General features: G+C 73.5%; 12 protein-coding genes. 7 read left to right on the top strand and 5 right to left on the bottom strand.

The annotated features are described in order from the left end of the window. Positions 1–100: 100 nt before the first annotated feature. Both RM446_RS18700 and RM446_RS18695 read right to left on the bottom strand, forming a co-directional pair. The gene (locus RM446_RS18700) at positions 101–1,522 is read right to left on the bottom strand and encodes a sensor histidine kinase (protein ID WP_311546646.1); all 1,422 of its coding nucleotides are present in this window, start codon (positions 1,520–1,522) and stop codon (positions 101–103) included. After that, positions 1,523–2,251, bottom strand: a complete 729-nt coding sequence (locus RM446_RS18695) for a response regulator transcription factor (RefSeq protein ID WP_311546645.1) — start codon at positions 2,249–2,251, stop codon at positions 1,523–1,525. Between the two features lie 675 nt (positions 2,252–2,926). On the opposite strand from RM446_RS18695, the gene RM446_RS18690 reads away from it, so the two are divergent. The 3 genes from RM446_RS18690 (at position 2,927) to RM446_RS18680 (ending at position 5,578) form a co-directional block, all read left to right on the top strand. Next, positions 2,927–3,769 (top strand): exodeoxyribonuclease III, encoded by an 843-nt coding sequence (locus RM446_RS18690; protein ID WP_311546644.1) that lies wholly within the window; start codon positions 2,927–2,929, stop codon positions 3,767–3,769. Between the two features lie 92 nt (positions 3,770–3,861). Next, positions 3,862–4,785, top strand: a complete 924-nt coding sequence (locus RM446_RS18685; protein ID WP_311546643.1) for a ribokinase — start codon at positions 3,862–3,864, stop codon at positions 4,783–4,785. Positions 4,786–5,005: 220 nt separating this feature from the next. After that, positions 5,006–5,578, top strand: coding sequence for a hypothetical protein (locus RM446_RS18680; protein ID WP_311546642.1), 573 nt, complete (start codon positions 5,006–5,008; stop codon positions 5,576–5,578). A 155-nt stretch (positions 5,579–5,733) separates the two neighbouring features. Here the strand turns inward: RM446_RS18680 and RM446_RS18675 are convergent, their stop codons facing one another. Beyond that, positions 5,734–6,678 (bottom strand): NAD-dependent epimerase/dehydratase family protein, encoded by a 945-nt coding sequence (locus RM446_RS18675; RefSeq protein WP_311546641.1) that lies wholly within the window; start codon positions 6,676–6,678, stop codon positions 5,734–5,736. 377 nt (positions 6,679–7,055) lie between these two features. Here RM446_RS18675 and RM446_RS18670 point away from each other — a divergent pair, with 377 nt between their 5' ends. After that, positions 7,056–7,826: a cellulose binding domain-containing protein gene (locus RM446_RS18670; protein ID WP_311546640.1), complete on the top strand. Its 771-nt coding sequence runs from the start codon at positions 7,056–7,058 to the stop codon at positions 7,824–7,826. A 218-nt stretch (positions 7,827–8,044) separates the two neighbouring features. Here the strand turns inward: RM446_RS18670 and argS are convergent, their stop codons facing one another. Both argS and plsX read right to left on the bottom strand, forming a co-directional pair. Then, the gene (gene argS, locus RM446_RS18665) at positions 8,045–9,778 is read right to left on the bottom strand and encodes an arginine--tRNA ligase (protein WP_311546639.1); all 1,734 of its coding nucleotides are present in this window, start codon (positions 9,776–9,778) and stop codon (positions 8,045–8,047) included. A 123-nt stretch (positions 9,779–9,901) separates the two neighbouring features. Then, on the bottom strand, positions 9,902–11,002 hold the full coding sequence (gene plsX, locus RM446_RS18660; RefSeq protein ID WP_311546638.1) for a phosphate acyltransferase PlsX: 1,101 nt from the start codon (positions 11,000–11,002) through the stop codon (positions 9,902–9,904). Positions 11,003–11,398: 396 nt separating this feature from the next. Here plsX and RM446_RS18655 point away from each other — a divergent pair, with 396 nt between their 5' ends. From RM446_RS18655 to RM446_RS18645, 3 genes are all read left to right on the top strand, one after another. Then, positions 11,399–12,769: a KamA family radical SAM protein gene (locus RM446_RS18655; protein ID WP_311546637.1), complete on the top strand. Its 1,371-nt coding sequence runs from the start codon at positions 11,399–11,401 to the stop codon at positions 12,767–12,769. Between the two features lie 289 nt (positions 12,770–13,058). Continuing rightward, on the top strand, positions 13,059–13,898 hold the full coding sequence (locus tag RM446_RS18650; protein ID WP_311546636.1) for a hypothetical protein: 840 nt from the start codon (positions 13,059–13,061) through the stop codon (positions 13,896–13,898). A gap of 61 nt (positions 13,899–13,959) precedes the next feature. Next, positions 13,960–15,012 (top strand): ROK family glucokinase, encoded by a 1,053-nt coding sequence (locus tag RM446_RS18645; protein WP_311546635.1) that lies wholly within the window; start codon positions 13,960–13,962, stop codon positions 15,010–15,012. Positions 15,013–15,225: the final 213 nt, after the last annotated feature.

The following is a 15,225-nucleotide window of genomic DNA, read 5'->3' as shown; positions in this document are numbered from 1 at the left end:
TTCTACCCGTCGGTAGTTCCGGTGAAGCATGGCGGACGTCCCGGCGCGCGCAGCGGTCCCGCAGGGCGCGGCGGCGGTGCGCGCCCCCGGTCCGCCGCACTCAGTCCGGGCGGTGCGGGTCCGGGTCCGATGTGCGCAGCGGGATCCGCACCCGCACCCTGGTACCCCGGCCGGGCGCCGAGTCGAGGTCGACGCCGCCGCCATGCGCTTCGGCGATCGCCTGCACGATGGACAGGCCCAGCCCGCTCCCGCTGCCGGGGGTGCGGTTGCCGCGGTAGAAGCGGTCGAAGGCGCGCCGCAGGTCGTCGGGGACCATGCCGGGGCCCTGGTCGGCCACCTCCAGTACCGCGTACCCGTCCTCTGCGCGCAGCCGCACCGCGACCGGCGTCTCCTCGGGGGTGTGCTCGCGGACGTTGGCCAGCAGGTTGGCCAGGATCTGGCGCAGCCGCGCCTCGTCGGCGACGCACCACAGCTCCGCGGGCGCCTCCAGGACGAACTCGCGCTGGGGCTCCAAGGCGCGCGCGTCCCGCACGACCTCCTCGGACAGCGCGGTCAGGTCGGCCTCGCCGTGCTGGAGCGAACCGGTGCGGTCCAGCCGCGCAAGCTCCAGCAGCTCCGCGACGAGCCGGCTCATGCGCTGCGACTCGTTCTCGATGCGCTCCATCGCCCCCGCCAGCTCGGCGTCGGGGATGGCGCCCTGCCGGTACAGCTCGGCGTAGCCCCGGATGGTCGTCAGCGGGGTGCGCAGCTCGTGCGAGGCGTCGGCGGCGAAGGAGCGCACCCGCTCCTCGGAGGCGCGCTGGGCGGCGAACGCGTCCTCGATGCGCTGCAGCATCGTGTTGATGGCCAGCGACAGGCGCCCGGCCTCGCTGTGCGGGACCGAGCCCGGCATCCGCACCGACATGTCCGAGCCGACGCTGATCCGATTGGCGGTGGTGGCCATGTCGTCGAGCGGCTGCAGGCCGCGGCCGATCAGCCAGCGGCCCGCCAGAGTGAGCCCGCCCAGCAGCAGAGTGGCTGTGACCAGCTGGGTCATCACGAGCTGCCAGGGGTACTGCTCGCGGTCGCCCGTGGGCACCCCGGCGACCATGATCGTGTCGGTGCGCAGCCGCACCGTCGCGCGGTAGGGGGCGACGTTGGCGTCGACGCCTTCCAGCTCGAAGATCTCCCCCGTGGAGGCGTAGCCGCGCCAGTCCTTCAGCGGTATGGCGCGGATGCGGTCCAGCACGACGTCCTCGCGGTAGCTGTCGCCGTAGACCTGGGTGATCTGGCCGGTCGAGCTGTCGAGGAGGACCACGAAGTAGGGGGAAGGGCTGGGCGCGTCCACGCCCGCCGGCGGGGTGTCGTTCTCCAGGCGCACCATCGCGCGCTCGGCGGTGAGCTGGAGCTGGGCGTCGATGCGTTCGGTGATGAAGCTGCGCAGCGTGAGGAAGCCGACGACGCAGGTCACCAGCAGGCCGGTGCCGGTGACCGCGAGCAGCCCCACCAGCAGCCGCCAGCGCAGTCCTCGCCGATGGGTCATCTAGGAGCTGTCCCGGGTCCGCAGGGCGTAGCCGACGCCGCGCTGGGTGTGGATCAGGGCGGGCCCGAGCGGGTCGAGCTTGCGGCGCAGGTAGCTGACGTAGGTCTCGACGATCTGGGACTGCCCGGCGTAGTCCCAGCCCCACACGTTCTCCAGCAGCTGCGCGCGGGTCAAGACCTGTCCCGCGTTGCTCATCAGGTAGGCGAGCAGCCGGAACTCGGTCGGCGAAAGCTCGATGGGCACCCCGGCGCGCCGCACGGTCCAGCTGCGCTCGTTCAGCTCGAGGTCGTCGACCCGCAGCACGCCCTCTTCGGTGCGGTCGGACTCGCCGCCCCCGCCGTCGTCGCGGCGCGTGCGGCGCAGCAGTGCGTGCACGCGTGCGACCAGCGCCTCGACGGAGAACGGCTTGGTGACGTAGTCGTCGCCGCCCAGCGACAGGCCGGTGACGGTGTCGGAGGGCGTGTCGCGCGCGGTGAGGTAGATGACGGGGACCTCGTCTCCGGATTCGCGCAGCTGCCGGCAGACCTCGAAGCCGCTGATGTCGGGCAGCAGCACGTCGAGCACGATGAGGTCGGCGCCCTGGTCGCGCACCATGTCCAGGCAGGCGTTGCCCGTCTCGCCGGTGGCCACGCTGAATCCGTGGAAGCGCAGCGCCGCCTGCACCAGGTCGCGGATGTTGGGCTCGTCGTCGATCACCAGTACGTGCGAGCGTGTCGCAGTCTCGCGCATGCATCCCACCTCTGAGCGGTTCCGGAGCGGTCTCCGGCCTGGACTCCCATGATGCCGCAGGCCCGGTACGCGGTGACACGCTCGCGAGCCCCGCGCGTTCGCGGCGGACGAGAATCGCACAGCGTCGAAGGCGGCGGGCCCGGGATGCCTCGCCGGCCGGGGCGCCGGGCGCGCGCCATGCCCGGCGCCCCGAAGCCGCCACGAACACGATCCCGCGCGTCCGGGTTGCGCGCGGGCGCAATGGCGGCGGGCCGCGCGCTCCGATCCGGCCCGCGGCCCGGCGCAAGCATGCCGCAGAGTGCTGGGACGCGGCAGTGCGCGCGCTGGGAAATCGCTGATAGCGCGCCACGGACCCCGCCCGCGAGCCGAGCGCGGCCGGGCGGAGGCGAGCGCGCGGATTCGTGCGCTCCGATGCGAACCGAACGCGCGTCCCGGCCGTCTCACTGAGCACGAACAGGTACCGGCGGAAGACGAGTACCGGCGCCGCGAAAGCGCGGCGGTCGCGCGCGGCAGCGCTGCGCGCGCAGGAGGAGGTCTCGGTGCGGAGGACGGCCGCACCGAGACCTCTCCTGTCGACTGGTCCTACCCGCCACCCGCCCTCCCTCACCCCGCCCCGGCCCGACCGGCCGCTGCGGGAACGAGCGCACTGTCACACCCGCGCGCTAGCCTGGCGGTGTGCGAATCGCGACGTGGAATGTGAACAGTGTCCGGGCGCGCGGCGAGCGCATCGCCGCCTGGCTCCAGCGCAGCGACGTCGACGTCGCCGCCGTGCAGGAGACCAAGTGCCGCGATGAGCAGTTCCCGACCGAGCTCTTCACCGACCTCGGCTACGAGGTCGCCCACCACGGGCTCTCGCAGTGGAACGGGGTCGCGGTGCTGTCCCGCGTCGGGCTGGAGGACGTCCAGGTCGGATTCCCGGGCCAGCCCGGCTGGGGCGATCCCGAGGCACCCGAGGCAAGGGCGCTGGGCGCCGTCTGCGGCGGCGTTCGGGTGTGGAGCCTGTACGTGCCCAACGGCCGCGAGGTCGACGATCCGCACTACACCTACAAGCTGCGGTGGCTTGAGGCGCTGCGCGCCTACGGCGCCGAGCGGCTGGCCGAGGACCCGCAGGCGGGAATCGCGCTGTGCGGCGACTTCAACGTCGCGCCCCAGGACGACGACGTGTGGGACATGGCCGAGTTCGAGGGCAGCACGCATGTGACCAAGCCCGAGCGCGACGCGTTCACGAGCGTCGTCGAAGCCGGGTTCACCGAGGTCGTGCGCCCCTACGCCCCAGGTCCGGGCGTCTACACCTACTGGGACTACAAGCAGCTGTCGTTCCCCAAGCGCAAGGGCATGCGGATCGACTTCGTGCTGGCCTCGCCCGCGCTGGCGGCGCGCGTCTCCGGCGCCCTCATCGACCGCGAGGAGCGCAAGGGAAAGGGCGCCTCCGACCACGCGCCCGTGATGGTCGACCTCGACGGCGGACCCGGGGACGAGTCCTCGGCGCCCGGCACGGCGGGCCTGGCGGGCGCCTGACCGGCACCGGGGGCCTGTGACCGGCCCCCGGCGGCCGCACGCCCTGGCGGGGCGGCTCGGGCGCGCGGGGGCCGCCCGATATGGTGCGGGGCGTGACTTCGACCACCACCCCCGCGGCGCGGCCGCGCATCGCGGTCTTCGGCAGCGTGAACACCGACCTCGTCGCCTACGTCGAAACCGCCCCCGGCAGGGGCGAGACGGTCACGGGCACCAGCTTCGCCCAGGTGCCCGGCGGCAAGGGTGCCAACCAGGCGGTGGCGGCGGCTCGCGCCGGGGCCGACACGGTCTTCCTCGGGGCGGTGGGCGACGACGCGTTCGGCACGCAGCTGCGCACGAACCTCGTCGACTGCGGCGTCGAGGTGTCGCGGCTGCGCACGGTGCCCGGCGCCTCGGGGGTCGCCCACATCGTGGTGGAGGCCGACGGCGCGAACTCGATCATCGTCGTTCCCGGCGCCAACGGCGAGGTCACCGGGCTGCGCGACGGCGACGCGGCGCTGATCGAGGGCAGCGCGGCCCTGCTGCTGCAGCTGGAGCTGCCATTGGAGGGGGTCGTCGCGGCCGCGCGGGCCGGGCGTGCCGCGGGGGTGCCGACGGTGCTGACCCCGGCGCCCGCCCGCGAACTGCCCGCAGACCTGCTGGAGGCCGTCGACCTGCTGGTGCCCAACCAGCACGAGGCGGCGGCCCTGACCGGTGAGACCGATCCCCGCGCGGCGCTGGCGGCGCTGCTGCGCACGGTGCCCGAGGCGATCATCACGCTGGGGGAGGACGGCTCCCTCTACGGAGCGCGGGGCGCGGACCCCGTCCACGTGCCGGCTCGCCGGGTGGTGCCAGTGGACACCACGGCCGCGGGCGACACGTTCTGCGGCGCGTTCGCCGTCGCCCGCGCCGAGGGGCGCGGGCCCGCGGACGCGCTGCGCTTCGCCGCGGCGGCCGCTGCCGTATCCGTCCAGCGGCAGGGAGCGGCGCCCTCCATGCCGGAGCGCGCCGAGATCGAGGAACTGCTGGCCGAAGGCTGAGCGGCGCATTGCCGTTGATCTTGTAGCCATCGTCACTGGAAATCGCTTTCCTTCACGATAGCTACAAGATCAGCGGGGTTCGGCGTGGCCGATCTGCGGTGCTTTCAGGGGCCTGGTCCGGGATGGACGCGTTGTACTCTTGTGGCCCTGTGCGTCGCGGGCCCCCTGCGCCCATGGAACCGGCGCCTGTGCGCCCATCCCCGAGTAGTCAGCGATCCGTATGAGCAGCGATACCCAAGGCGCGGAGCCGGTCCTGACCCGAACCGCTCGGCGCAGGCTGGAGCGGCGCCGCAGGCGCCGCCTGCTCGCGGCCGGTGTCCTGACCGCCGGCCTGGCCTGCAGCGGCGTGCTCGTCACGGGCATGGCGCTGAGCGGCGAGAGCACCGAAGTGGGGGTGGACGACCCGCCCCCGCCGCCCGGCGGCACCAGCGCGTCCCCGACCCGGGCCCCGGTGGACGACGGCGGGCAGCAGATCTCCGCTGAAGCGTCGGCCCCGGTGGCGGTGCCCGACACGCAGAGCAGCGCGCAGGACCAGGGCGGCGCGGGCGGAGACGGCACGGACGGCGGCGCGGGTTCCGGCGCCGGCGCCGAGTCGGACTCCGGCGACGGGCAGGACGGCGACGGCCCGGACTGGCGGGAATGGCAGGACTGGCAGGACGGCGGCGGCTCGGGATCCGGAGGCGGATCGGGCGACGGCGGTCCGGAGCGGCCCCCGTGGGAGGACGGCGACTGGGGCACCCCCCCGGCGCCCGGCGGCACGCCCACGGAAGAGTACCCCGACTACCCCTATTGACCTGGTGCGTCAGGCGCCCTCCCGGAATCCGGCGCGCGGCCGAGCGCGTGCAGAGGCCGCGGAGCGCACCCGCGGAGCGCACGTGCCCGGCGGCGGCTCGGGCGTGCCAGGCCGCGCGCGGAGCGGCGGCGTGCGGGCCGCCGCGCGAGCGGCGCTCAGTGCTCGTTGCCCGCCCGCAGCCAGGCGATGTAGTCGGCGGCGGCGCGTTCGGTGTCATAGGCGGGCACATAACCGGTGTCCTGGCGGATGCGGGCGGTGTCGAGGTGGCTCTGCCGGACGGGTCCGCCGCTGGGCAGCTCGATCCGGGCGTCGGGGACGACCGTCTTGATCGCGGCGACGACCTCGGCGTTGGTCGTCGCGCGGCCGGACGCGACGTTGTAGGTGCGGTGGCCGAGGCGGTCCGCGAGCTGGAGTAGCGCGATGGCCCGCGCCGCGTCCTTCACATAGCACAGGTCGAGGGAGTCCTCGGCGTACACGGACCCGAGCGGGGTGAGGTCCGGCACGGTCCCGCGGGCCGCAGCGCGGACGAGCTCGGGGGCGGCGAAGAACAGCGGGCCGTGCGGATCGCGCGGACCCCAGATCCCGGAGATGCGGTAGTCGACGACGTCGACGCCGGTGGCGTCGGCCAGGTGGCCGTTGATCAGCTCACCGATCTTCTTGAACGTCGGGATCGTGTGGGGCGCGGTCATCGGCAGCGGCATGTCCTCGCTGAGCGGGCCATCGTCGGTGAGACCCGCGTACACGCCGATCGTGCTCGCGACGCCCACGCGCGCCACGCCCCACTCCTGAGCGGCCTGCACGACGTTGAGCAGGCCGCCGATCGCCTTCCGTGCCGCCTCGACTGGCTGATCGGAACCGGGAGGCCAGGGCATGGACCCCGCAAGGTGCACGATGCCGGTGATCCCGTGGCGTGCGCCGACCTCGCGCAGCTGTGCGAGGTCGGTGATGTCGGCCTGCTCGACCGCCACCGGCGCGTCGGCGAGAAAGGCCGGCGGCTCGGCCTTGCGCCGTTGGACCAGCACGCAGTCCTCGCCCATGTCCACGAGTGCGCGCACGGTGTGGGATCCGATGAAGCCGAGCCCTCCGGTGACCAGAATCATGCTGAGCCTCTCTTGACGTCTGACGGGTCCTCCTCCGCCGCCGGGTCCCTGCGCCCACGGCGGGTGAAGAGGATGGGACGCCGTCGCTTCGGTGCGAAGCATAAGCGGATCATTGTTCCGGAAGCATATGGAACGTTGTTCCGTTTCGTCAATCGCCGGCCGGGGAGCCGGGAGGCGATGGGAGAACGACGGAAGGGCCGTCCGGGCGGGGCAGGGGCCGCCCGGGCGAGCCGTCGCGGCGGCGGCCGGATCCGGCCGCGTCCGCCTTGGGGTGATGTGGCTGGGTTGTACCCTTGTGCTGCCTGTGCATCGCGGGTCCCCTGTCCTCCACGGAACGTGCGCCGGCGAGACCATCCCCCGAGTAGTCAGCGATCCGAATGAGCAGCGACACGCACGAGGTGGAGCCGTCCCTCACTCGGACGGCACGGCGCAGGAGGGAGCGGCGCAAGCGCCGCCTGCTGGCAGCCGGAGCCCTGTCCGCCGGGCTGGCCTGCAGCGGACTGCTGATCATGGGCGTGGCGCTGGGCGGCGGGGACACCGGAGTGGACGTGGCCGAGCCGCCTCCTCCCTCGCACGAGGCCGACGTGAGCCCGGGTCCGAGCCAGGTCCCTGCGGCCGACGGAGGGCAGCAGGACTCCGGCGAAGCTCTGGCCGCTTCGGCGACACCCGCGGAACCCTCGCCTGAGCAGTCGGGGCAGTCGGATGGGGACGAGGCGGCCGAGGCGTTGGGAGGCGACGAGGGCGGCGGTTCCTCCGGCGGTGCCGGTACCGAAGGATCGAACGGCGGCACAGCGCCACAGGGCACTGGGGGCGGAGGCGAGGACGCCTCCGGATCCGGGGCTGAGCCCGGCAGCGGCTGCGCGGTCGGCTACTCGGTGGCCAACGAGTGGCCCGGCGGTTTCCAGGCCGAAGTCACGGTCAGCGCCGACGCGTCGATCGGCGGCTGGCGGGTGGCGGTGGACTTCCCCGACGGCCAGACGATCGATCACGCGTGGAACGCCGAGGTGTCCGGCGGCGGGGGCAGCTATACCGTGAGCGACTCCGGCCGCAACGGCGAGTTGGCCGCCGGCGAGAGCACGGGGTTCGGCTTCATCGGCAGGCATGAGGGCGACAATCGGCGCCCTCATGTGACCTGCACCCCGGCTTGACCCGCTTGCTTGTCGACCCGTCGACGCGTCGACGTATCCTTACGCTCGGGGCCTGGCATCGCGTGTGAGCGCCCGGGGCGGGGAGCGCCGCCGAGGCGCTTCCCCGCGGCCCCCGGACCAGCTGCGACCCCGGCCCCAGCCGTCCGCTGCCGCCTCCGGCGCCCCAGTCGGGTGCGCAACGGTGCGCAGCCGGCGGGGCTCCTGCGGGCAAACTCCGGCTACATCTGCTCCGGTGCGCGCACGCCCAGCAGGTTCAGGCCGGTCTCCAGGGTGCGCAGCGTCGCCGCGATCAGCGCGAAGCGGGACGCGCGCACCGCCGGGTCCTCGGCCTGGAGGACGGGGCAGTTCTCGAAGAACCCGGTGAACGCCTGCGCGAGGTCGAACAGGTAGGCGCACAGCCGGTGCGGCTCCAGGGTGGCGCCGACGGAGGCCACGGCCGGGCCGAAGCCCAGCAGCGACAGCGCCAGCTCGCGCTCGGCCGGCTCGGTGATCGCGACCGGGCCCGCCGCGGCTGCGGGGTCGACCCCGCCCTTGCGGAAGATGGAGCGGATACGCGCCGTCGCGTACTGCAGGTACGGTCCGGTGTTGCCGTTCAGCGCCAGCATCCGGTCGTAGTCGAAGACGTACTCGGTGTCGTGTGAGACCGAGAGGTCGGCGTACTTGACCGCCCCGATGCCGACCTCGCGGGCGATGCCGGCGCGGGTGGCCTCGTCGAGGTCGGGGCGGTTGTCGGCGACCACCTTGGCCGCCCGCTCCACCGCCTCCTCCAGCAGCTCCATCAGCCGCAGGGGCTTGCCGCTGCGGGTCCGCAGAATCTTGCCGTCGGAGCCGAGCACGTTGCCGATCTGCACGTGGACGGGGTCGATGCCCTCGGGCAGCCACCCGGCCTTGCGCGCGGTCGCCCACACCATCCGCAGGTGCAGGGACTGCGGAGCGCCGACGACGTAGAGCAGGCGGTTCGCGCCCAGCTCCTCGACCCGGTACCTCACCGTGGCGAGGTCGGTGGTGCCGTAGCCGTAGCCGCCGTCGCTCTTGCGCACGATCAGCGGCACCGGCTTGTCCTCGCGGCCGGTGAAGCCGTCGAGGAAGACGCACAGCGCACCCTCGCTGATCTCGGCGATGCCCCGGCGCTCCAGCTCCTCGCAGATGCCGGGGAGCATGTCGTTGTACCGGCTCTCGCCGGCGAGGTCGGCATCGGTGAGCGTGACGTCGAGTTCGGTGTAGATCCGGTTGAAGTAGACCGTGGAAAGGTCGACCAGCTCCTGCCAGAGCCGCAGGGTCTCGGGGTCGCCCGCCTGCAGGTCGACGACCCGCTTGCGGGCCCGCGCCGCGAACTCCGGCGAGCCGTCGAACTTCTCGCGAGCGGCCTGGTAGAAGGCGTTGGGGTCGTTCTTGACCAGCTCTGCCTCGGCCGATCCCTCGCCGGAGTCGAGCAGGTGCTCGATCAGCATGCCGAAGGGCGTGCCCCAGTCGCCGATGTGGTTCTGGCGGATCACGTCGTGGCCCAGCGCCTCCAGCACGCGTGCCAAAGCGTCGCCCACCACCGTGGTGCGCAGGTGCCCGACGTGCATCTCCTTGGCGACGTTGGGCGCGGAGTAGTCGATCGCCACCGTCTGGGCGTCCTGGCGGGGCACGCCCGCGCGCGGGTCGTCCAGCAGGTTCTGCGCCCGCCCGGCGATCCAGTCGTCGCGCAGGGTCAGGTTCACGAAGCCGGGGCCGCTGATCTCGACCTCGCGGCACATGTCGTCGACGTCCAGGTGCGCGACGATGTCGGCGGCGACGTCGCGCGGGGCTCGGCCGAGGCGCTTGGCCAGCGCCAAGGCGGCGTTGGCCTGGTAATCGGCGAACTGGGACGGACGGATGACGGGGTCGGTCTCGGCGAAATCGGCGCCCAGAGCGGCGCCGAGTGCGGACTGGACCCGTGCTGCGAGGATCTCCTGCGGGTCGGCCATGGCGTCAAGCCTACCGACCTGCCATACCGCCCCGGTGCGGTTTCCACAGGCTTGTGCGCGCCGACGCGGCGCTCCGCACCGACCGCCGTCGCCCGCAGGAGGCGGCGCGTCCGAAGGCTCGCGTCAACGGGCGTGGTCCTCGGCTCCTCCCACACGGGACCGCCGGGCGGTGCGCGCCGCGGCCTGGACGCGGCTGCGCACCTCCTCGCTGATCCCGCCGGAGGTCAGGTCGTGGGCCAGCAGGCAGGCGCGCTCGATCGCCGGTGCGCGGCTCGCGCCGTGGGCCATGACCACGCTGCCGTTGAGGCCCAGCAGCACCGCGCCGCCGTAGGTGTCGCTGTCCAGCCGGTCGCGCAGCTCGCGCAGCGCTCGGCGCTGCAGGAGGGACCCGGCCTTGGCCATGGTGGTCGACGTCATCGCCTCGCCGACCGCCTGCAGGGTGAAGCGCACCGCGCCCTCGACCGACTTCAGCGCCACGTTGCCGGTGAAACCGTCGGTCACCACCACGTCGACCTCGCCCGCGAGCAGGTCGTGGCCCTCCACGTTGCCGCGGAAATCCAGCCGCGTGGCGTGCGGGGCCTGCGCGGCGGCGGCCGTGAGCAGCTCGGCGGTCTTGCGGGCCAGCCGGTTGCCCTTGCCCGGCTCCGAGCCGATGGTCAGCATCGCCACCCGTGGTTCCTCGACACCGAACGCGCTGCGGGCGTAGGCGGCGCCCAGGTGTGCGAACTGCACCAGCATCTCGGGCTTGGCGTCGGCGTTGGCGCCCGCGTCGAGCAGGATCGTCGGGCGCGGCCGCGTCGGCAGCGCCACGGCCAGGGCCGGCCGCATGATCCCCTGCTGGGCGCGCAGCCGCACCGTCGAGGTGGCGACCACCCCGCCGGTGGAGCCCGCCGAGACCAGCGCGCTCGCCTCGCCCTGGCGGATGAGCTTGCAGGCCACCGCGACGCTGGACCGCGGGCGTCGCCAGCTCGCCAGCGCCCCCTCGTGCATGGCCAGCGCGTCCTCCGCGTGCAGGACGGGCATGGCGCCCACGGCCTCCTCCTCGACGAGCAGCCGCGCGACCTCGGTGCGCCTGCCCACCAGCACGACGCGCAGCCCGTGTTCGCGCACGGCCCGGACGGCGCCTCTGACCGCCTCCCGCGGTCCGTGGTCGCCGCCCATCGCGTCCAGGGCGATGACCGGTCCGCCGCGCCCGTCGCGGGCGCCCGCCTGCGGTGTGGTCACCCGCACCCCTCATTCGATCGCCGAAAACGCCGGGCCGGGGATCGGCCCCTCGGCCGCCGGGCGCGGGAGCCGCGGGCCGCGGTCGGCGCCGGCACCCCGCACACGGGCGCACCTGACCGTACGCGCCCAGGCTACGCGCAGCGGCTCCCGCCCCGACCCGCGGGCGCCCACAGCCCTGCGAAAAAGCCCTGATCAGCAGTGGACGGCGGGAAAATGGGTAGTAACTATAAGGATTCGGGTTCGACCGGTCTTCGGCCGGTTCGGGGCGATCGTCCCTCCCGGTCCCACAACAGCCGGTCCATGAACCAGGGGAAGCCCGCCGACCGTGGGCGCCCCGGCTACCGCCTGCCCTGCTCCACCCGCACGGCGGGCCGTCGCCCCTGAGAAAGGAGACACGTGAGCTTGACGCACGACGCGGCACCGTCCCCGCCCCAGTCAACCGGGCGTCGGTTTCGTGCCTACACGACGAAGCACCTGGACGAGCTCACGGCTCGCGCCGGGCTGGGCGAGGGCGAACGCCTCGCGGTCCGAGCGGTCGCCACGGTGCTGCCGTTCCGGGTCAACAGCTACGTCGTCGACGAGCTGATCGACTGGGATGCCGCGCCGGACGATCCGATCTATCGGCTCGTCTTTCCCCAGGCGGACATGCTGCCCTCCGCCGATGTCTCCCGGATGGCGGATCTGCTGCGCCGGGACGCGAGCAGATCGGAGGTGAACCGCGCCGCCAACGAGATCCGCGCGCGGCTGAACCCCCATCCGGCCGGGCAGATGGAGCTCAACGTCCCCACCTCCGGAGGCAAGGACCCCCTGGAGGGCATGCAGCACAAGTACGACGAGACCGTGCTGTTCTTCCCCAAGCAGGGCCAGACCTGCCACGCCTACTGCACGTACTGCTTCCGCTGGGCGCAGTTCGTCGGCGAGCCCGACCTCAAGTTCGCCTCCAGCGAGGTCGACCACCTCGTCGAGTACCTGCACCGGCATCCCGAGGTCACCAGCGTCCTGTTGACCGGCGGCGACCCGATGATCATGGGCGAGTCGGTGCTGCGCCGCTACATCGAGCCGCTGCTGGGCGTGGAGACCCTGGAGTCGATCCGCATCGGCACCAAGTCGCTGGCGTACTGGCCGCAGCGCTTCACCACCGACCCCGACTCGGACGGCACGCTGCGCCTGTTCGAGGAGGTCGTCGCCGCGGGCAAGAACCTCGCCTTCATGGCGCACTTCTCCCACCCCAACGAGATGGCGCCCGACCTGGTCCGCCAGGCCGTCGCGCGCATCCGCGGCACGGGTGCGGTCATCCGCACCCAGGCGCCGCTGATCCGCACGATCAACGACGACCCCGCCACCTGGGCGAGCATGTGGCGCACCCACGTCCGCCACGGCATGGTGCCCTACTACATGTTCGTCGAGCGCGACACCGGTCCCCAGGACTACTTCGCCGTCCCGCTGGCCGAGGCCTACGAGATCTTCCGCGGCGCCTTCGCCGAGGTCTCCGGCCTGGCGCGCACCGTGCGCGGCCCCTCCATGTCGGCCACACCCGGCAAGGTGTGCATCGACGGGGTCGCCGAGGTGGCCGGCGAGAAGGTGTTCGTCTGCCACTTCATCCAGGCCCGCGACCCCGAGCTTGTGGGCAGGCCCTTCTTCGCCCGCTACGACGAGAAGGCCGTCTGGCTCTCCGACCTGGAACCAGCGCTCGGAGCCTCCCGCTTCCCCCACGAGCAGGAGCCGCACGGCGGCGCCGCCCCGCGCATCGGCGCGGCCCACCCGTAGCCGCGTCGGGAACCGACCGCCGCGGCCGCCGGTGCCGCGCCCCGGGAGGGCGCACACCGGCGGCCGCGGGAGCGGGGAGCGCGGCGCAGGGAGAGGGCGTCCTCCGTGCACCTGTACCGCTTGGAGGGCGGAACCATGGTCGCAGCAAGCGACCCGCCGCCGCTGCCCGGCGCGCGGCCTCCGGTCCGCATCCGCGGCGATGCGGCCCCACTCCAGCCCGGGCCGCATAGTGTTGGGCCCCGGCCTGCCTCCTCCACCCCGCGGGCCGGTGTCGCACTCTAGGAGTCCGATGGCTGAGTGGTTCGGCAGTACTGTCGTGGCGACGGGCCGGCTGCCGCTCTTCTGCTTCTTCGTCGCCTTCGTGTCCGGCTTCCTGCTGATCCGGATGAGCGTGCGGATGATCCGCGCGGGGGTCCGCTGGTGGCCCGGCAACCTGCGCCCCGGCGGCCTGCACATCCATCACGTGGTCTTCGGCGTGGCTCTGATGATGGTCGGCGGCGTCGCCGCGCTGCTGATCACCGACCGGCAGGGACCGGCCGTCGCGGTGGCAGCAGGCCTCTTCGGCCTGGGTGCGGCGCTGGTGCTCGACGAGTTCGCCCTGATCCTGCACCTGCGCGACGTGTACTGGACCGAGCAGGGGCGCGCCTCGGTCGACGCGGTGTTCGTCGCCGTCGCGCTCACCGGCCTGCTACTGACCGGATTCCGGCCCTTCGGCTGGGAGTGGGTGCAGTCGGCGGGGCCGGGTGGAGGCTGGCAGGTCGGCGCCCAGGCGGGACTGCTGACGCTGGTTCTGGTCAACCTGGCGGGGTCGGTGATCAGCCTGCTCAAGGGCAAGATCTGGACCGGGCTGACCGGGGTGTTCGTACCGGCGATCTCGGTGGTGGCGGCCGTGCGGCTGGCCGTGCCCGGGTCGCCGTGGGCGCGGTGGCGCTACACCGCGGGCTCGGCCAAGCTGGGCCAGGCGATCCGCCGCGACCTGCGCATCCGGCGGCCGCTGATCAAGGCCAAGATCCGGGTCCAGGAGCTCATCGCCGGACGCCACGACCTGGAGCCGCCGTCCGCGCCGGTGCCCGGGCCCGCCCCCGGCGATCCGCCCGGGGAGGCGCCGGTGCTGTCCCGCGCCGTCTAGCGTCGGGCCGCGCCCGCGGGTCGCCCGCCGGGCGCGCCGGTTCGTCTAGAGTGGCCGAACGATGGCTTCTTCGCGCGACAACGCCGCCCGGATCCAGCACCGCGGGCTTGTGATCGGCGTCGACATCGGCGGCACCAAGGTCGGCGCCGGCGTGGTGACACCCGGCGGCCGCATCCTGGCGCGCGACCGCGCCGAGACCCCCGACCGCAGCAAGAGCCCCAAGGTCGTCGAAGACACCATCGTCGAGGTGGTCGACCGGCTGCGGCGCGCGTTCCCGGTGCGGGCGGTGGGCGTGGGCGCGGCCGGCTTCGTCGACGAGCAGCGTGCGACCGTCCTGTTCGCCCCCCACCTGTCCTGGCGCGACGAGCCGCTTCGCGAAGCGCTGCGCTCCCGCCTCCAGCTCCCGGTGGTCGTCGAGAACGACGCGAACGCCGCCGCGTGGGCCGAGGCGCGGGTGGGCGCCGGGCGCGACGCCGCCGACACGGTGGTGGTCAACCTGGGTACCGGGATCGGCGGCGCGGTCGTCATCGGCGGCGAGCTCTACCGGGGCCGCCACGGCATGGCCGGGGAGTTCGGGCACATGACCGTGGTGCCGGGCGGGCTGCGCTGCGAGTGCGGAAACCGCGGCTGCTGGGAGCAGTACGCCAGCGGCAACGCCGTCACCCGCGAGGCGCGCGAGCTGGCCGCGGCCGACTCCCCGGTGGCGCGGGGCCTGCTCGGCGCCGTGGCGGGCACGCCGTCGCTCATCACGGGTTCGCTGGTGAGCGAGCTGGCGCGGGCGGGCGACATGGCGTGCGTGGAGCTTCTGGAAGAGGCCGGGGGCTGGCTCGGGCTGGGCCTGGCCAACCTCGCGGCGGCCTTCGACCCCGACCTGTTCGTCATCGGCGGCGGCGTCTCCCAGAGCGGCGAGCTGCTGCTGGAGCCCGCCCGGCGGGCGTTCCGGCGCACGCTGACCGGGCGCGGCCACCGCCCCGAGCCGCGCATCGTCTCGGCGGAGCTGGGCAACGAGGCCGGGCTGATCGGCGCCGCCGACCTGGCCCGCGACGCGCTGCCGCGCTGGCGGCAGGGGCGCCGCCAGCGCCGGATCGGCAGCGCGGTCCGCCGCCGACGCTGACCGCGGGACCGGAGCCGGTCGCGCCGTCCCGACCGGACGCATCGCCGTTGATCTATTCCCAAAATGGCCTGCACGTCACCGCTGACCTGGGATTACGCTGCCGGGGAAGGCAAGAGCCGAGTAACGTCGTAACCTTCCTGAGACAACTCCTCAAGCAGACGCTTGGCATGATCAGCACGCTGCCGGGCCGGCCGCGGCCGCCGGTCGAAGTAA

The organism is Streptomonospora wellingtoniae, from assembly GCF_031845375.1.
Classification (GTDB): Bacteria; Actinomycetota; Actinomycetes; order Streptosporangiales; family Streptosporangiaceae; genus Streptomonospora; species Streptomonospora wellingtoniae.
The sequence above is the reverse complement of the archived record's forward strand: the minus strand, read 5'-3'. Positions and strand labels throughout refer to the sequence as shown.